General features: G+C 60.4%; 18 protein-coding genes and 1 pseudogene. 13 read left to right on the plus strand and 6 right to left on the minus strand.

Annotated features, from left to right (window positions below; genetic code table 11):
* Window positions 1–10 precede the first annotated feature (10 nt).
* A complete protein-coding gene (gene rpmB / locus JBO08_RS13355) occupies window positions 11–244 on the minus strand; it encodes a 50S ribosomal protein L28 (protein ID WP_003176907.1) in 234 nt (77 codons plus the stop codon).
* Between the two features lie 458 nt (window positions 245–702).
* Between rpmB and JBO08_RS13360 the strand changes: the two genes are divergently transcribed.
* Entirely contained in the window at window positions 703–2,295 is a 1,593-nt protein-coding gene (locus JBO08_RS13360) for an ABC transporter substrate-binding protein (protein WP_065875474.1), read from the plus strand.
* Between the two features lie 27 nt (window positions 2,296–2,322).
* On the opposite strand, the gene radC is transcribed toward JBO08_RS13360, so the two are convergent.
* The gene (gene radC, locus JBO08_RS13365) at window positions 2,323–2,997 is read right to left on the minus strand and encodes a DNA repair protein RadC (protein WP_065875475.1); all 675 of its coding nucleotides are present in this window, start codon (window positions 2,995–2,997) and stop codon (window positions 2,323–2,325) included.
* Window positions 2,998–3,157: 160 nt separating this feature from the next.
* Here radC and coaBC point away from each other — a divergent pair, with 160 nt between their 5' ends.
* The 4 genes and pseudogenes from coaBC (at window position 3,158) to argB (ending at window position 7,413) form a co-directional block, all read left to right on the plus strand.
* A complete protein-coding gene (gene coaBC / locus JBO08_RS13370) occupies window positions 3,158–4,366 on the plus strand; it encodes a bifunctional phosphopantothenoylcysteine decarboxylase/phosphopantothenate--cysteine ligase CoaBC (RefSeq protein WP_043048060.1) in 1,209 nt (402 codons plus the stop codon).
* 5 nt (window positions 4,367–4,371) lie between these two features.
* A complete protein-coding gene (gene dut / locus JBO08_RS13375; protein WP_220074668.1) occupies window positions 4,372–4,827 on the plus strand; it encodes a dUTP diphosphatase in 456 nt (151 codons plus the stop codon).
* 254 nt (window positions 4,828–5,081) lie between these two features.
* Window positions 5,082–6,488, plus strand: a pseudogene (locus tag JBO08_RS13380) (phosphomannomutase/phosphoglucomutase); the annotation flags it as partial.
* Window positions 6,489–6,507: 19 nt separating this feature from the next.
* A complete protein-coding gene (gene argB, locus JBO08_RS13385; protein WP_017735763.1) occupies window positions 6,508–7,413 on the plus strand; it encodes an acetylglutamate kinase in 906 nt (301 codons plus the stop codon).
* Window positions 7,414–7,581: 168 nt separating this feature from the next.
* On the opposite strand, the gene pyrE is transcribed toward argB, so the two are convergent.
* The gene (pyrE, locus tag JBO08_RS13390; protein WP_003195489.1) at window positions 7,582–8,226 is read right to left on the minus strand and encodes an orotate phosphoribosyltransferase; all 645 of its coding nucleotides are present in this window, start codon (window positions 8,224–8,226) and stop codon (window positions 7,582–7,584) included.
* Window positions 8,227–8,308: 82 nt separating this feature from the next.
* Here pyrE and JBO08_RS13395 point away from each other — a divergent pair, with 82 nt between their 5' ends.
* Window positions 8,309–9,088, plus strand: coding sequence for an exodeoxyribonuclease III (locus JBO08_RS13395; RefSeq protein ID WP_003195493.1), 780 nt, complete (start codon window positions 8,309–8,311; stop codon window positions 9,086–9,088).
* A gap of 58 nt (window positions 9,089–9,146) precedes the next feature.
* Here JBO08_RS13395 and JBO08_RS13400 read toward each other — a convergent pair whose 3' ends face one another.
* On the minus strand, window positions 9,147–9,515 hold the full coding sequence (locus JBO08_RS13400; RefSeq protein WP_065875476.1) for a DUF4870 domain-containing protein: 369 nt from the start codon (window positions 9,513–9,515) through the stop codon (window positions 9,147–9,149).
* A 22-nt stretch (window positions 9,516–9,537) separates the two neighbouring features.
* The gene (gene rph, locus JBO08_RS13405; protein WP_220074667.1) at window positions 9,538–10,260 is read right to left on the minus strand and encodes a ribonuclease PH; all 723 of its coding nucleotides are present in this window, start codon (window positions 10,258–10,260) and stop codon (window positions 9,538–9,540) included.
* 185 nt (window positions 10,261–10,445) lie between these two features.
* Here rph and JBO08_RS13410 point away from each other — a divergent pair, with 185 nt between their 5' ends.
* From JBO08_RS13410 to JBO08_RS13435, 6 genes are all read left to right on the plus strand, one after another.
* On the plus strand, window positions 10,446–11,309 hold the full coding sequence (locus JBO08_RS13410) for a YicC/YloC family endoribonuclease (RefSeq protein WP_049710930.1): 864 nt from the start codon (window positions 10,446–10,448) through the stop codon (window positions 11,307–11,309).
* Window positions 11,310–11,319: 10 nt separating this feature from the next.
* Window positions 11,320–11,940 carry a guanylate kinase gene (gmk, locus tag JBO08_RS13415; RefSeq protein WP_065875477.1) on the plus strand — a complete coding sequence of 207 codons (621 nt, stop codon included), beginning with the start codon at window positions 11,320–11,322 and terminating at the stop codon, window positions 11,938–11,940.
* Window positions 11,941–12,107: 167 nt separating this feature from the next.
* Window positions 12,108–12,371: a DNA-directed RNA polymerase subunit omega gene (rpoZ, locus tag JBO08_RS13420; RefSeq protein ID WP_003176920.1), complete on the plus strand. Its 264-nt coding sequence runs from the start codon at window positions 12,108–12,110 to the stop codon at window positions 12,369–12,371.
* A gap of 60 nt (window positions 12,372–12,431) precedes the next feature.
* Window positions 12,432–14,537: a bifunctional GTP diphosphokinase/guanosine-3',5'-bis pyrophosphate 3'-pyrophosphohydrolase gene (gene spoT / locus JBO08_RS13425; RefSeq protein WP_065875478.1), complete on the plus strand. Its 2,106-nt coding sequence runs from the start codon at window positions 12,432–12,434 to the stop codon at window positions 14,535–14,537.
* A gap of 39 nt (window positions 14,538–14,576) precedes the next feature.
* A complete protein-coding gene (locus tag JBO08_RS13430; protein WP_003176922.1) occupies window positions 14,577–14,957 on the plus strand; it encodes a RidA family protein in 381 nt (126 codons plus the stop codon).
* A gap of 58 nt (window positions 14,958–15,015) precedes the next feature.
* Window positions 15,016–15,756: a hypothetical protein gene (locus tag JBO08_RS13435; protein WP_065875480.1), complete on the plus strand. Its 741-nt coding sequence runs from the start codon at window positions 15,016–15,018 to the stop codon at window positions 15,754–15,756.
* A gap of 68 nt (window positions 15,757–15,824) precedes the next feature.
* Here the strand turns inward: JBO08_RS13435 and JBO08_RS13440 are convergent, their stop codons facing one another.
* A complete protein-coding gene (locus JBO08_RS13440) occupies window positions 15,825–16,676 on the minus strand; it encodes an SDR family oxidoreductase (RefSeq protein WP_065875481.1) in 852 nt (283 codons plus the stop codon).
* 187 nt (window positions 16,677–16,863) lie between these two features.
* On the opposite strand from JBO08_RS13440, the gene exbB reads away from it, so the two are divergent.
* Window positions 16,864–17,841, plus strand: a complete 978-nt coding sequence (exbB, locus tag JBO08_RS13445) for a tonB-system energizer ExbB (protein WP_220074666.1) — start codon at window positions 16,864–16,866, stop codon at window positions 17,839–17,841.
* Window position 17,842: the final 1 nt, after the last annotated feature.

Consider the following 17,842-nt stretch of genomic DNA (forward strand, 5'->3'; position numbering starts at 1 on the left):
ATATAGCTCCTTAAATCTTGCCAGCGGCACGAATTTCGGCCAGCACGACAGTGATGCCACGCTTGTCGATGATACGCATGCCTTTAGCAGATACGCGCAGACGGACAAAACGTTTCTCTTCTTCAACCCAGAAGCGGTGATGCTGCAGGTTTGGCAGGAAACGACGACGGGTTTTGTTATTTGCGTGGGAAATGTTATTCCCAGTCACCGGACCCTTACCGGTAACTTGACATACTCTCGACATGCCTCAGCCCTCTAAAACCACATGCCCAACCCGGCATGGGTTGGCCGCTTAATCTCTCAGTCATTTGGCGCCAGGCGCCGCGTTTCTTTAGGGTCTTACCGGCTACACCTACAAGCGAAGGAACCGGGCCCCTAGAAAAGAGCGCTGCTTTATACCAGAAAGACCCTAGTGCAACAACAGCCCGTGTGTTTTTACCGGCGTAAATCTCGGCGGCAAACGCCTGAACCGTTGCTAATAGGGGCCGCAGTAACAATCGACCACTCGTCGCACAGAATGATTTACAGCGCCCGCGCGCGCAGTGAAGCGCACGGCGGAACGCGCTGAGGCGCCATCAAAACAGCATTTCAGGCAAAAGCACAGGCAAAAATGGGCTAGTCATTTATCTGTCAGACCTCTACGGTAGGACTTTTCCAGACTGCACTCGCAGATGGGCCTTCGATCTGCAAAGGAAACCGAACATGCGCCTCGCTGCCCTACCGCTATTGCTTGCCCCTCTATTTATCGCTCCGGCGGCTGTTGCTGCCACCAATCTGAGCGTTTGCACCGAGGCCAGCCCCGAAGGGTTCGATGTGGTGCAATACAACTCACTGACCACCACCAATGCTTCAGCCGACGTGCTGATGAACCGCCTGGTGGACTACGACGCGGCCAGCGGCAAGCTGGTGCCAAGCCTGGCAGACAGCTGGGAAGTCTCGCCGGATGGCCTGACCTATACCTTCAAGCTGCACCCGGATGTGAAGTTTCATCGCACCGAATACTTCACCCCAAGCCGTACCCTGACCGCGGAAGACGTGCGCTTCAGCTTCGAACGCATGCTCGACCCGGCCAACCCGTGGCACAAGATCGCCCAGAGCGGTTTCCCCCATGCGCAGTCGCTGCAGTTGCCCGCACTGGTCAAGAAGATCGACGCTCTTGACCCGCTGACCGTGCGCTTTACCCTGGATCACGCCGACTCCACCTTCCTCGCCGCCCTGAGCATGGGCTTTGCCTCGATCTACCCGGCCGAATACGCCGACAAACTGCTCAAGGCCGGCACGCCGGAGAAGCTCAACAGCCAGCCCATCGGCACCGGGCCGTTCATCTTCAGCCGCTTCCAGAAAGATGCCGTGGTGCGCTACAAGGCCAACCCGGACTACTTCGCCGGCAAACCGGCTGTGGATAACTTGATCTTCGCGATCACGCCGGACGCCAACGTGCGCCTGCAGAAATTGCACCGCAATGAATGCCAGATTGCCCTTTCGCCCAAGCCGCTGGACGTGGGCGAGGCCGAAAAGGACCCGGCGCTCAAGGTGGAGAAAACCGCCGCCTTCATGACCGCCTTCGTGGCCATCAACAGCCAGCACCCGCCCCTGGACAAGCCCGAAGTACGCCAGGCGATCAACCTGGCCTTCGACAAGGGCAGTTACCTCAAGGCCGTGTTTGAAGGCACTGCCGAAGCCGCGAACGGACCTTTCCCGCCCAACACCTGGAGCTACGCCAAAGAGCTGCCCGGTTATCCACAGGACCTCGCCAAGGCCAAGGGGCTGCTGGACCGTGCCGGGCTCAAGGATGGTTTCAAGACCACTATCTGGACCCGCCCCACCGGCAGCCTGCTGAACCCCAACCCGAACCTCGGCGCACAACTGCTGCAGGCTGACCTGGCCAAGGTCGGCATCCAGGCCGAGATCCGCGTGATCGAATGGGGCGAGTTGATTCGCCGCGCCAAAGCCGGCGAGCACGACTTGCTGTTCATGGGCTGGGCCGGCGACAACGGCGACCCGGATAACTTCCTTACCCCGCAGTTCTCCTGTGCGGCAGTCAAATCCGGCACCAATTTCGCCCGCTACTGCGACCCCGCCCTGGACAAGCTGATCAGCGCCGGCAAGACCACCAGCGAGCAGGGAGTACGCAGCAAGCTGTATCAGCAGGCCCAGGCGCAGATCCAGCAGCAAGCGTTGTGGCTGCCGCTGGCGCACCCTACGGCATTTGCCCTGACCCGCAAGAATGTCGAGGGCTATCAGGTGAGCCCGTTCGGGCGCCAGGATTTCTCCAAGGTCAGCGTCAAGCCCTGACAACCAAGCCCGCCCCCATGGGCGGGCTTACATCCACCCGTATTCCGCCATCGACAACGGATCGCCATCGCCCACAATGATGTGATCCAGTACCCGCACGTCCACTACTTCCAAGGCCTTTTGCAGCAACTTGGTCAATTTTCGATCAGCCGCACTGGGCTCTGCGCTGCCGGAAGGATGGTTGTGGCACAGGATCAAGGCCGCCGCGTTATACGCCAGGGCGCGCTTGACCACTTGCCGGGGGTAAACCATCGCCGCGTCAATGGTGCCCTGGGATAACGCTTCGAAACCCAGCACCCTGTGTTTTGAGTCGAGAAACAGGCAACCGAAGATCTCGTGAGGCTCATGGCGCAGCAAAGCCTTCAGGTAATCACGCACGGCTACCGGGCTTTCCAGCACCGAATCCTTACGCAGGCGCTCGGCCATATGTCGCCGGGACATTTCCAGCACTGCCTGCAACTGGGCAAATTTCGCCGGCCCAAGGCCCAATTGCTGGTTGAACAGCACCTGGCTGGCCTCCAACAATGGGCGCAAGCCACCGAATTGCGCCAACAGATGGCGCGCCAAGTCCACCGCGCTCCTGCCAGCGACCCCGGTACGCAGGAAGATCGCCAGCAGCTCGGCATCCGACAGGCTCGCCGCGCCCCATTCCAAAAGCTTCTCTCGCGGCCGCTCTGCTGCTGGCCAATCGCGAATACTCATCCCGCCTCCCTTTCCCTATGCGTCCTATGCGCCACGTGCACCGCTGTTGCCTCGCGGACGCTGTGTTATCGTAGGCCCTCTTTTTTGCCGCGATTTCCCCTGGGGAGGGGGCATCGCAGGCGCCACTGAACTGGCATCACTGAACTGGAAAGGCAAACCAATGCAGCGTCTGTATCGGAAACGCATCGTTCTCGGCGTTGGCGGCGGCATTGCCGCCTACAAGAGCGCAGAGCTGGTCCGCAGGCTCCTGGACCAAGGCGCCGAAGTGCGCGTGGTCATGACTCGCGGCGGCAGTGAGTTCATCACGCCGTTGACCATGCAGGCCTTGTCCGGGCACCCGGTTCACCTGGATCTGCTGGACCCGGCGGCCGAAGCCGCCATGGGCCATATCGAGCTGGCCAAATGGGCCGACCTGGTGCTGATCGCCCCGGCCACCGCCGACCTGATCGCGCGCCTGGCCCAAGGCATCGCCGATGACCTGCTGACCACCCTGGTACTGGCCACCGACGCCACCGTCGCCATCGCCCCGGCCATGAACCAGGCCATGTGGCGCGACCCGGCCACCCAGGCCAACACCCAACTCCTGCAAAGCCGTGGCCTCAAGGTATTCGGCCCGGCCTCCGGCAGCCAGGCCTGCGGCGACGTCGGCATGGGTCGCATGCTTGAAGCCACCGACCTGGCCCAGTGCGCCGCCGAGTGCTTCCAGCACTTGGCACTCACTGGCAAGCATGTGCTGATCACGGCTGGCCCAACCCAGGAAAACATCGACCCGGTGCGCTACATCACCAACCATAGCTCAGGAAAAATGGGCTTTGCGCTGGCCGAAGCGGCGGTCGAGGCAGGCGCACGCGTTACCTTGATCACCGGCCCGGTGCATTTGCCGACCCCGGATCGGGTCACGCGAATCGACGTAGTCAGCGCCCGCGACATGCTCGCGGCCTGTGAGGCGGCCATTCCGTGCGACCTGTTTATCGCCTCGGCAGCGGTTGCGGACTACCGCCCGGAAGTCGTCGCCCCGCAAAAGCTCAAGAAAGACCCTACGAGCGGTGACGGCCTGCTCCTGCAAATGGTGCGCAACCCGGACATTCTGGCCACCATCGCCACGCGCCCGGACCGTCCGTTCAGTGTCGGCTTCGCCGCCGAGACCGAGCATTTGCTGGACTACGCAGCACGCAAATTGAAAGACAAAAACCTCGACCTGATCGTTGCCAATGATGTCGCCAACCCGAGCATCGGCTTCAACAGTGAGGAAAACGCCTGCAGCGTGATCGACCGCGAGCTGCACGCCACCCTTTTCGCCCAGACCAGCAAAGGCAAGATTGCCCGCCAACTGATCTCTTTTATCGCCCAACGGCTGAACCAGGTTTAATGTCCATGCACACTTTGCAAGCCAAGATCCTCGACCCACGCATCGGCAACGAATTCCCGCTGCCAGCCTATGCCACCCCGGGCTCCGCCGGCCTCGACCTGCGCGCCATGCTCAAGCAAGACACAGTGCTTGAGCCGGGCCAGACCATTCTGATTCCCACGGGCCTGTCGATCTACGTCGGCGACCCTGGCCTCGCTGCGCTGATCTTGCCGCGCTCCGGCCTGGGTCATAAACACGGCATCGTGCTGGGCAACCTGGTGGGCCTGATCGACTCGGACTATCAGGGCGAGCTGATGGTGTCATGCTGGAACCGTGGCCAGACCGCGTTCAACATCGCCGTCGGCGAGCGCATTGCCCAGTTGGTACTGGTGCCGGTCGTACAGGCACATTTCGAACTGGTAGAGGAATTCGACGAAACCCAGCGCGGCGCGGGCGGGTTCGGGCATTCCGGCAGCCACTGACTAGGCTGAATCTGGCCGGGCGCCGTTGCCCGGCCCGACGCCACCGCTGGGCTTTCAGGACGAAGAATGCGCGGATTTTATCAGCGAGATTTCTCCATAAAAATCAACGCATTACGCAGACAACAAGTCGGGGCCAGCACTCCGATGGCATTTTTGCACCACGAACTCTCTGCCGAAAACACCGTCATACCCTTCAGTTTGAGCCTGCCGGTCAGTCACATTAAGGCCAGCCTTGCCCCCTTCAGATGGAGTTTCCCCCCGCGATGAGTACCGCAGCCCGCGTAGCCCCGACATTCCCCGACAGCATCTTTCGCGCCTATGACATTCGTGGCGTGGTGCCCAAGACCCTGACTGCCGAAACGGCCTACTGGATTGGTCGCGCCATCGGCTCCCAGAGCCTGGCCCAGGGCGAGCCCAACGTCTCGGTTGGCCGTGACGGTCGCCTGTCCGGCCCGGAGCTGGTGGAACAACTGATCCAGGGCCTGGCCGACAGCGGTTGCCATGTCAGCGACGTGGGCCTGGTGCCGACGCCTGCGCTGTACTACGCAGCCAACGTACTGGCCGGCAAGTCCGGGGTGATGCTCACCGGCAGCCATAACCCGTCGGACTACAACGGTTTCAAGATCGTCATCGCTGGCGACACCCTGGCCAACGAACAGATCCAGGCCCTGCACAACCGCCTGAAGACCAACGACCTGACCAGCGGCCAGGGCACCGTCACCAAAGTCGACATCCTGCAACGCTACTCTGATGAAATCACCCGCGACGTCAAACTCGCGCGCCGCCTGAAAGTGGTGGTGGACTGTGGCAACGGCGCGGCCGGCGTGATCGCGCCGCAGCTGCTCGAAGCCCTGAACTGCGAAGTGATCCCATTGTTCTGCGACGTTGACGGCAACTTTCCGAACCATCACCCGGACCCGGGCAAGCCTGAAAACCTGGTGGACCTGATCGCCAAGGTCAAGGAAACCGGGGCTGATGTGGGCTTGGCCTTCGACGGCGACGGCGATCGCGTGGGCGTGGTGACCGAAACCGGTGAAATCGTGTTCCCGGATCGCCTGCTGATGCTGTTCGCCCGCGACGTGGTCGCGCGCAACCCCAACGCCGAGATCATCTTCGACGTGAAGTGCACCCGCCGCCTCACGCCGCTGATCAAGGAATATGGCGGTCGCCCGCTAATGTGGAAGACCGGTCACTCGTTGATCAAAAAGAAAATGAAGGAAACCGGCGCGCTGTTGGCCGGCGAAATGAGCGGCCATGTGTTCTTCAAGGAACGCTGGTTCGGGTTTGACGATGGGATTTACAGTGCCGCACGCCTGCTGGAGATCCTCAGCAAGGAAAAATCCACGGCCGAAGAGCTGTTTCAGACCTTCCCGAATGATATTTCTACGCCAGAGATCAATATCCATGTGACCGAGGAGAGCAAATTCAGCATCATTGACGCACTGCACGATGCGCAATGGGGCGAAGGCGCCAACCTGACCACCATTGATGGTGTGCGAGTCGATTACGCCAAAGGCTGGGGCCTGGTTCGCGCGTCCAACACCACACCGGTGCTGGTCCTGCGTTTCGAGGCGGATACCGAGGCTGAGTTGCAGCGCATCAAGGACGTGTTCCACGCCCAGTTGAAACGTGTTGCCCCTGATCTCCAATTACCGTTCTGATTTTTAACCGGAGCCCTGAATGACCCTCGAACGCGAAGCCGCTGCCAACACTGCCAAGGTCCTTTCCGAAGCGTTGCCTTACATCCGACGCTACGTCGGCAAGACGCTGGTGATCAAGTACGGCGGCAATGCCATGGAAAGCGAAGAGCTGAAAACCGGCTTTGCCCGCGACATCGTGTTGATGAAAGCCGTGGGGATCAACCCGGTGGTAGTCCACGGTGGCGGCCCGCAAATCGGCGATCTGCTCAAGCGCTTGTCGATCGAGAGTCACTTCATCGATGGCATGCGCGTCACTGACGCGCAAACCATGGACGTGGTGGAGATGGTCCTCGGCGGCCAGGTCAACAAGGACATCGTCAACCTGATCAACCGCCACGGCGGCAGCGCCATCGGCCTGACCGGCAAGGACGCAGAGCTGATCCGCGCAAAAAAACTGACGGTGACCCGCCAGACGCCAGAGATGACCCAGCCGGAAATCATCGACATCGGCCAAGTGGGTGAAGTCATCGGCATCAACACCGACCTGCTGAACCTGCTGGTGAAAGGTGACTTCATCCCGGTGATCGCGCCGATCGGCGTGGGTGCAAACGGCGAGTCCTACAACATCAACGCCGACCTGGTGGCCGGCAAGGTGGCTGAAGCACTGAAGGCTGAAAAGCTGATGCTGCTGACCAACATCGCTGGCCTGATGGACAAGGAAGGCAAGGTGCTGACTGGCCTGACCACTCAACAAGTGGACGAGTTGATCGCCGACGGCACCATCTACGGCGGCATGCTGCCTAAAATCCGTTGCGCGCTGGAAGCGGTGCAAGGCGGTGTGGGCAGCTCGTTGATCCTGGATGGCCGGGTACCGAATGCGATCCTGCTGGAAATCTTCACCGACACGGGTGTGGGCACGCTGATCAGTAACCGCAAGCGTCCGTAGCTGCAAACAAAAAGGCCCCCGCTTAACTCAATTGAGCGGGGGCCTTCGTGTTTGTACGCAGTCCCACTGTGGGAGCTGGCTTGCCTGCGATGGCGGCGACACATTCAACAATTCTATTGCCTGATACACCGCTATCGCGGGCAAGCCCGCTCCCACAGGAGATCTGTGTCAGACGCCGAATTGTTCGCGGTACGCACGCACAGCCGGCAAGTGCTGCTTGAGCTGCGGATCATCTTCCAGAAACTGCAGCACCTGGTTCAACGACACGATGCTCACCACCGGAATACCGAAGTCGCGCTCCACTTCCTGGATCGCCGACAATTCACCGTTGCCACGTTCCTGGCGGTTCAGCGCGATCAGCACGCCGGCGGCCTTGGCGCCGTCCTGGGACGCGATGATCTGCATCACTTCGCGGATAGCAGTACCGGCCGTGATCACGTCATCGATGATCAACACATCGCCAGTCAGCGGCGCGCCCACCAGGCTACCGCCTTCGCCATGGGCCTTGGCCTCTTTGCGGTTGAAGCACCACGGCAGGTCCTGCCCGTGATGTTCAGCCAGGGCCACGGCAGTTGCAGCCGCCAGGGGAATGCCTTTGTAGGCCGGGCCGAACAAAACGTCGAAGGAAATACCGCTTTCGACGATGGCTGCCGCGTAGAAACGACCCAGCTGAGCCAGGGCCGAACCCGAGTTGAACAAGCCCGCATTGAAAAAGTACGGGCTGGTGCGCCCGGACTTTAGAGTGAACTCACCGAAGCGCAAAACGCCGCGATCGATGGCAAAACGAATGAAATCGCGTTGATACGCCTGCATGAAAAAAGCCTCAGATACCACGGATTTAGCTAATTAGGTAGACGGCGTGTATCATACACGCACGCGATTTTTGGGGCCATTTATGCGGATCATCAGTGTGAACGTTAATGGTATTCAGGCTGCAGTCGAGCGTGGTTTGCTCAGTTGGCTGCAAGCCCAGAATGCCGACGTCATCTGCCTGCAGGATACCCGCGCCTCCGCCTTTGAACTGGACGACCCAGCCTTCCAACTGGATGGCTACTTCCTTTATGCCTGCGATGCCGAAGTGCCCACCCAAGGTGGCGTGGCTTTGTATTCGCGGTTGCAACCCAAGGCGGTCATCAGCGGCCTCGGCTTCGAGACAGCCGACCGCTACGGGCGCTACCTGCAAGCCGATTTCGATAAGGTCAGCATCGCGACCTTGCTGCTTCCTTCGGGGCAGAACGGCGATGAAGACTTGAACCAGAAGTTCAAGCTAATGGACGATTTCGCCCGTTATCTGGATAAACAGCGGCGCAAACGTCGCGAGTACATTTATTGTGGCTCGCTGTACGTGGCGCAACAGAAGCTGGATATCAAGAACTGGCGCGACAGCCAGCAATCCCCGGGTTTCCTGGCGCCAGAACGCGCCTGGATGGACGAGATTGTCGGCAACATGGGCTACGTGGATGCCCTGCGCGAAGTCAGCCGCGAAGGCGACCAGTACAGCTGGTGGCCGGACAACGAACAGGCTGAGATGCTCAACCTGGGCTGGCGTTTCGACTACCAGTTGCTGACCCCAGGCCTGCGCCGGTTCGTTCGCAGCGCACGCCTGCCGCGCCAGCCGCGCTTCTCGCAGCACGCGCCGCTGATCGTGGACTACGACTGGACACTGACCATCTGAGGTCTTTTTCCAGGCACAAAAAAACCGACATCGCTGTCGGTTTTTTTGTGCCTGCTCATTATTTGATCACGCGCCAGGTCAAGGGGTAGCGATAGGCAATGCCCTTGTTGGCCTTGATACTGCCGATGATCGTCAGCACCACAGTGGCAATCGCCAGCGCAAACATCAGGAAAAACCCAACCACCGCAAAGGCCAGCACGATGCAAACCATCCAGGCGATGGCCACGGTGATCTGGAAGTTCAGGGCTTCCTTGCCCTGATCATCAATGAACGGGTCCACTTCTTTCTTCATCTGCCACAGGATCAGCGGCCCTACGACACTGCCGAAAGGGAACACAAACCCCAGAAACGCCGCGAGATGGCACAACATTGCCCCCTGACGCACTTCGTAGGAAGGCGTAGGCACCGGCATTTGGCTGTCATTCATGGCGTTTCTCCTTGAGGCCGACTCAGTCAGCCAGTGCGGCGTTCTGCAGTTCGAAAATCTCGGTCATGCCTTTCTGGGCCAGGGCCAGCATGGCGTTCAGATCAGCCGGCTGGAATGGCGCGCCTTCGGCAGTGCCTTGCACTTCGATGAAGCCACCAGTGCTGGTCATCACCACGTTCAGGTCGGTCTCGGCGGCCGAGTCTTCCAGGTAGTCCAGGTCCAGCACAGGCTCGCCTTGGTACATGCCTACCGATACGGCAGCGATCATTTGCTTGAGCGGGTCACCGCCTTTCAGGCCGCCACGCTTCTTGATCACTTTGAGTGCATCAACCAGGGCGACCATGGCGCCGGTGATGGACGCGGTGCGGGTGCCGCCGTCGGCCTGGATCACGTCGCAGTCGACGTACAGGGTCACGTCGCCCAGCTTGGACATATCCAGGGCTGCGCGCAGGGAACGACCGATCAGGCGCTGGATTTCCAGGGTGCGGCCGCCTTGCTTGCCACGGCTGGCTTCACGCTGGTTACGCTCACCGGTGGCGCGCGGCAGCATGCCGTACTCGGCGGTCAACCAACCCTGGCCCTGGCCTTTAAGGAAACGCGGTACGCCGTTTTCGACGCTGACGGTGCAGATCACCTTGGTATCGCCAAACTCGACCAGTACAGACCCCTCGGCGTGTTTGGTGTAGCTGCGGGTGATGCGGATCGAGCGGAGCTGATCGGCAGCGCGACCACTTGGACGTTTCATAGGGAGACACCTGTACTGAGGACGAAAAACTGCCGAGCATTATAGAGCCGCGAGCCGATTCGGGGCACTGCTAAAAAATCCGGTTACGAATGGTCGAGTTTGGGCGTGCTCGCCCACTGCGCTACAATCCTGCGCCTTCTTAACCATCAGCCCGTGTTTGCGGGACTGCAACGCGAGGTACCTCCATGGTGCACAGCATGACCGCCTTCGCCCGCGTCGAAAAAGCCGGCGTACAAGGCACCCTGAGCTGGGAGCTGCGCTCGGTCAACAGCCGCTACCTGGAACCGCACCTGCGTCTGCCGGAGTCATTCCGCGACCTCGAAGGCGCCGTGCGTGAGGCGCTGCGCCAGGGCATCTCCCGAGGCAAGCTGGAATGCACCCTGCGCTTTACCGAAGAAACCACCGGCAAGCCGCTGCAGGTTGATCGCGACCGCGCGGCACAATTGGTGGCCGCCGCCGAGACCATCGCCGGCCTGATCAAGCAGCCTGCCGCGCTCAACCCACTGGAAGTGCTGGCTTGGCCTGGCGTATTGGTGGCCGACGCCACCGACCCGCAAGCCCTCAACGCCGAAGCCCTCGCCCTGTTCAACCAGGGCTTGAAGGAGCTCAAGGCCGGCCGCGAGCGCGAAGGCGCCGAGCTGGCACGCCTGATCAGCGAGCGTCTTACCTCCATCGAAGAAGACGTGGTCACCCTGCGCGAGCTGGTGCCGCAGATGCTCGCCACCCAGCGCCAGAAGGTGCTCGACCGCTTTACCGACATGAAGGCCGACCTCGACCCGGTGCGCCTGGAACAGGAAATGGTGTTGCTGGCGCAGAAGAGCGACGTCGCCGAAGAACTCGACCGCCTGAGCACCCACATCCTTGAAGTGCGCCGCGTGCTCAAATCGGGCGGTGCCGCCGGTCGGCGCCTGGACTTCCTGATGCAGGAACTCAACCGCGAAGCCAATACACTGGGCTCCAAGGCGTTCGATCCGCGTAGTACCACGGCTGCGGTCAACCTCAAAGTGTTGATCGAGCAGATGCGCGAACAAGTACAGAATATTGAGTAAGGCAACCTCCATGACCCACAGCACCGGCACCCTTTACATCATTTCCGCCCCCTCGGGCGCGGGCAAAAGCAGCCTGGTCAAGGCCCTGACCGACGCTGACGAGCAGATCCGCATCTCGGTTTCCCACACCACCCGCGCCATGCGCCCGGGTGAGGTGAACGGCGTGCACTATCACTTCGTCGAACGCACCGAGTTCGTCAAGATGATCGAGCACGGCGACTTCCTCGAGCGCGCCGAAGTCTTCGGCAACCTCTACGGCACGTCGCAAAGCCACTTGCAGCAGACCCTGGACGAAGGCCACGACCTGATTCTGGAAATCGACTGGCAGGGCGCCGAGCAAGTGCGCCAACTGATGCCCAAGGCGCGTTCGATCTTCATCCTGCCGCCGTCGCTTGAAGCCTTGCACCAGCGCTTGAAAAATCGCGGCCAGGACAGCGACGAGATCATCGAAGGCCGTATGCGTGAGGCCGTCAGCGAAATGAGCCATTACGTCGACTATGACTACCTGATCATTAACGACGATTTTGCCCACGCGTTGGACGATTTGAAGGCGATTTTTCGCACCAACCAGCTCCAGCAAAAGCGCCAACAACAGCGTTTCGGCAAATTACTGGCCGAACTGCTCGGCTGATTGGCTCTTCCCAAAACCGCTGCAAGGGCTTTACATTGGCGCTTGTAGCGGTTTTGCGAGGGCCTGCGAAAAATCAGCGCTTCCCTAAACGCTGGTGATTTTTTAAACTGTTTAGTCCGCTCGCCCAACCGGGCAGCGCGCATCTTGCATTCGCTCCGAGGAATACCATGGCCCGCGTAACCGTTGAAGACTGCCTAGAACACGTGGATAACCGCTTTGAGCTGGTCATGCTCTCTACCAAGCGTGCCCGTCAACTGGCCACTGGCGGCAAAGAGCCCCTGGTCCAGTGGGAAAACGACAAGCCTACCGTTGTAGCCCTGCGTGAAATCGCTGAAGGCCTGATGAGCTACGAGTTCATCGCCAACGCCGAAATCGTTGAAGACGAACCGCTGTTTGCAGCGTTCGAGGACGAGTCCAACGAGGCCGTCTAAGCCTATGCCTGGTCGACGTAGCACGGCGCGGGGTCACAGCCAACGGCAGGAGTTCACACTTTGCCGAGCATAGACGCCCTCGCCGATCGCTTATCGGCCTACCTCGGCCCAGACCAGGTCAACCTGGTCCGCCGAGCGTATTTCTACGCCGAACAAGCCCACGACGGCCAACGCCGCCGTAGTGGCGAGGCGTATGTCACGCATCCCCTTGCGGTGGCAAATATTCTTGCCGACATGCACATGGACCATCAAAGCCTGATGGCCGCAATGCTGCATGACGTGATCGAAGACACCGGTATCGCCAAAGAAGCGCTGCAAGCGCAGTTCGGTGAAACCGTGGCCGAACTGGTCGACGGGGTCAGCAAACTGACCCAGATGAACTTCGAGACCAAGGCCGAAGCCCAGGCGGAAAACTTCCAGAAGATGGCCATGGCCATGGCCCGCGACATTCGGGTGATTCTGGTCAAGCTGGCCGACCGGCTGCACAACATGCGCACGCTGGAAGTGCTGTCCGGCGAAAAACGCCGGCGCATCGCCAAGGAAACCCTGGAAATCTACGCGCCCATCGCCAACCGGCTGGGCATGCATGCCATCCGTATCGAGTTTGAAGACCTCGGTTTCAAGGCCATGCACCCGATGCGTTCGGCGCGCATCTACCAGGCGGTGAAACGCGCCCGGGGCAACCGCAAGGAAATCGTCAACAAGATCGAAGAGTCGCTGAGCCATTGCCTGGCGATCGACGAGATCGAAGGCGAAGTCAGCGGGCGGCAGAAGCACATCTACGGCATCTACAAGAAGATGCGCGGCAAGCGTCGGGCCTTCAACGAGATCATGGACGTGTACGCGTTCCGGATCATCGTCGACAAGGTTGACACCTGCTACCGCGTGCTCGGCGCTGTACATAATTTGTACAAGCCCCTGCCCGGCCGCTTCAAGGACTACATCGCGATTCCCAAGGCCAACGGCTACCAATCGCTGCATACCACGCTGTTCGGTATGCATGGTGTGCCGATCGAGATCCAGATCCGCACCCGCGAAATGGAAGAGATGGCCAACAACGGCATCGCCGCCCATTGGCTGTACAAATCCAGCGGCGACGAGCAGCCCAAAGGCACCCATGCCCGCGCCCGCCAGTGGGTCAAGGGCGTGCTGGAAATGCAGCAACGTGCCGGCAACTCCCTCGAATTTATCGAAAGCGTGAAGATCGACCTGTTCCCGGACGAGGTCTACGTGTTCACGCCCAAAGGCCGGATCATGGAGCTGCCCAAAGGCTCCACGGCGGTCGACTTTGCCTACGCGGTGCACACCGACGTGGGCAACAGCTGCATTGCCTGTCGGATCAATCGCCGCCTCGCGCCGCTGTCCGAACCGCTGCAAAGCGGCTCCACGGTCGAGATCGTCAGCGCGCCGGGCGCACGCCCGAACCCAGCCTGGCTCAACTTTGTGGTCACCGGCAAAGCGCGCACACATATCCGTCACGCCCTGAAGCTACAGCGCCGCTCCGAATCCATCAGCCTCGGCGAACGCCTGCTGAACAAGGTACTTAATGGTTTCGACAGTGCCCTAGACAAAGTTCCTACAGAGCGTGTGCAAGCGATGCTTCACGAGTATCGCCAGGAAACCATCGAAGATCTGCTGGAAGATATCGGCCTGGGCAACCGCATGGCCTACGTCGTCGCCCGCCGCTTGCTCGGCGAAGGTGAGCAGCTACCAAGCCCGGAAGGCCCACTGGCGATTCGCGGCACCGAAGGCTTGGTGCTCAGCTACGCCAAGTGTTGCACGCCGATCCCGGGCGACCCGATTGTCGGCCACTTGTCGGCGGGCAAAGGTATGGTGGTGCACCTGGACAACTGCCGCAACATCACCGAAGTCCGTCACAATCCGGAAAAATGCATCCAGCTCTCGTGGGCCAAGGATGTCACCGGCGAATTCAACGTCGAGTTGCGCGTCGAGCTGGAACACCAACGCGGCCTGATCGCCCTGCTGGCCAGCAGCGTCAACGCGGCCGACGGCAATATCGAGAAAATCAGCATGGACGAGCGCGATGGTCGCATCAGCGTGGTCCAGCTGGTGGTCAGCGTGCACGACCGTGTGCACCTCGCCCGCGTGATCAAGAAACTGCGCGCCCTGATCGGTGTGATCCGCATCACCCGTATGCGGGCATAGGCCTTCAAATACGTCATCACCTCTTACAAGGAGTCATAAATGACCAAGACCGTTATCACCAGCGATAAAGCCCCGGCCGCGATCGGCACTTACTCCCAGGCGATCAAGGCGGGCAATACCGTCTACATGTCTGGCCAGATCCCGCTGGACCCAAAGACCATGGAACTGGTGGAAGGCTTTGAAGCACAGACCGTGCAGGTCTTCGAAAACCTCAAGTCGGTTGCTGAAGCTGCTGGCGGTTCGTTCAAGGACATCGTCAAGCTGAACATTTTCCTCACCGACCTGAGCCACTTCGCCAAGGTCAACGAGATCATGGGCAAGTACTTCGAACAGCCGTACCCAGCCCGCGCTGCCATCGGCGTTGCTGCCCTGCCAAAGGGTGCACAGGTTGAGATGGACGCGATTCTGGTCATCGAGTAAAACACCCGGCGCGGCCCTCCCATAGGCTGCGCCGACTTCGTTTTAAAAGGATTTCATGATGCGCAAAGCGCTTGTAGCCTCATCACTGCTCGCCCTGCTGCTCGGCGGCTGCGCCAGCAACCCTGCCGACCTGGACGTGAGCGGCACCTGGATCAATCAGGTCGCCATCGATGCGGCAGCCAAAGGCGGCCCTTTGCGTGAAGCCTTGCAAAGCTATGGCCCTAACCTCGAATGGGAGGTTAATACCAAGGCTTCGCAGGCGCGCTACTACAACGGCTTTGAAGTAGCCGAAGGCAAATTGCTGGGTGAAAAATCCGGCGCCTGGAGCGTGGATTTCTACGGCAGCTCAGCTACCGAATTGAAGCGCAAAGGCAAACAACTGCTGCAATCGGCCAACGACAACGAGCCGGAACAGCTGTTTGCCCGCGCCAAGGACCCCGCGCCGGAAGGTGCCCCCATAGGCGCCAACTTTGAGCGTGCGCTGTACGCGGCCTACATGGGCGGCGACTGGAAGATCAGCGACGGCTTCGGTAGCGGCGCCATCGTGCAGTTCCAGGCTGACGGCAAGGTTGTCGGCTTGCCTAATGTTGATCGGTACTCGCTGTGCCTGGCCGGTGATTGCGCCTCCATGAGCGGCGGCTATGACAGCATCTGGCTGCAACTCAACGGCCAGGGCAACCCGTGGATTTTCGTGCGCAAAGGCAAGCAGCTGGAAATCTTCCAGGCGATCAATACTGCGCGAGCGGATGAAGTGCCTTCGTTTACGCCCGGACCGCGGCAGTGGTTGCTGGAAAAGTAATTAAGTAGCCAAACACAGATCCAAATGTGGGAGCTGGCTTGCCAGCTCCCACATTTTTTGACTGTGTTTCAGCCTTTGAGGATCGCCGCGTAGCCTTCGCGGTAAGTTGGGTAGGTCGGCGCCCAGCCCAGCGTCTTCGCTCGCGCATTGCTGCACTGCTTGCTGCCGGCACGACGCACACTCGCATCCTCGGACCACTCCGTCACACCCAGATACTCGCGCAACCACGCCACCACTTCCGCCAGCGGTGCGGGCGCATCGTCGACGCCGATGTAGACCTTATCCAGCGAGCCACCCTGCTCCACATGCCGCAACAAAAACGCCAACAAGCCCGCCGCGTCATCCGCATGAATGCGGTTGCCATATAAAGGCGGATCGATTGCGACACGGTAGCCCTGGCGAACCTGGGTCAGCAGCCATTCGCGGCCTGGGCCATAAATACCGGTCAGACGCACGATGCTGGCCGGGATGCCACTATTGAGCGCCACTTGCTCAGCCTCCAGCATCACTTGCCCGGAATAACCCTTGGCTTGAGTCTCCGACGTTTCGTCGACCCACTCTCCATTCTGCTGCCCATAGACGCTGCTGCTGGAAACAAACAGCAAGTGTTTCGGCTCCTGACCGTAGTCGCCCAACCACTCCAGTACGTGTTTCAGCCCTTCTACATAAGCGGCGCGATAGCCGGCTTCGTCGTGATCTGTCGCAGCGGCGCAATACACCAGGTAATCCACCCCGCCGATCGGCCAGGTGTCAGGGCAATCCTTGTTGAACAGGTCGCCGGCAATGCCAATCACGCCGGCGGGCAGCCGCGAAATATCCCGCCGCAAGCCGTGCACCTCCCATCCCGAGGCGAGCAATTGGCTAGCCAGCCGACTACCCACATCGCCACATCCGGCAATCACAACAGAAGGCGCTGACATCACAAAACTCCGTATTGAAAGGTCTAGGTTAGCCGTCGCGGTAGACCGACGGCCAGAAAAAGCACAAATAAAGTTACTGTATTACTTCTGTTAACAAGAATTACTTGCAATAATAACCGCCCATTTGTCCTCGACCCCTTGGGTCTGGAAGGACGATCACTCATTTTTTTACTCAGGTCCGGCCAGCATGACACGTAATACAACCCCCGCTTCGCCAACCAAGCTTCACAGCCCGTCCCGCGCCTGGCGCGCGATTGCTGCGCTGCTGTTCAGCGTTATGCTGGCACCGACCGCCGCCTTTGCTGATGCCACCGCGCCGACGACCCCGCCTGCTGCTGCCGCACCGGCCGCACCGGCCGCTCCGGCCGCCGCGCCAGCCGCTACCGACCCGGCCCAGGCTGCTGACCCAGCCTCCACCGACGAAACCGGCGTAGTTCTGGAAGAAGACAACACCTTGGGCATGGCCCACGACCTGTCGCCGTGGGGCATGTATCAGAACGCCGACGTTGTAGTGAAAGCCGTCATGATCGGCCTGGCCATTGCCTCGATCATCACCTGGACCATCTGGATCGCCAAAGGCTTCGAGCTGCTGGGCGCCAAGCGTCGCCTGCGTAGCGAAATCGTCCACCTGAAAAAGGCCACCACCCTTAAGGAAGCGAGCGAAAGCGCGACCAAGAAAGGCACCCTGGCCAACACCCTGGTGCACGACGCGCTGGAAGAAATGCGCCTGTCGGCCAACGCCCGCGAGAAAGAAGGCATCAAGGAACGCGTGGCCTTCCGCCTGGAGCGCCTGGTGGCGGCCTGCGGTCGAAACATGAGCAGCGGCACCGGCGTGCTGGCAACCATCGGTTCCACCGCGCCCTTCGTCGGCCTGTTCGGTACCGTGTGGGGCATCATGAACAGCTTCATCGGCATCGCTAAAACCCAGACCACCAACCTCGCCGTCGTTGCCCCCGGCATCGCCGAAGCCTTGCTGGCTACTGCCCTGGGCCTGGTTGCCGCGATTCCTGCGGTGGTGATCTACAACGTCTTCGCCCGTTCGATTGCCGGCTACAAGGCCCAGGTATCGGACGCGTCGGCAGAAGTCCTGCTGCTGGTCAGCCGCGACCTCGATCACCTGCCTACCGAGCGCAGCTCGCAACCGCACATGGTGAAAGTGGGGTAAT

It is taken from the genome of Pseudomonas sp. LAP_36, assembly GCF_019456785.1.
GTDB classification, from domain to species: Bacteria; Pseudomonadota; Gammaproteobacteria; order Pseudomonadales; family Pseudomonadaceae; genus Aquipseudomonas; species Aquipseudomonas tritici.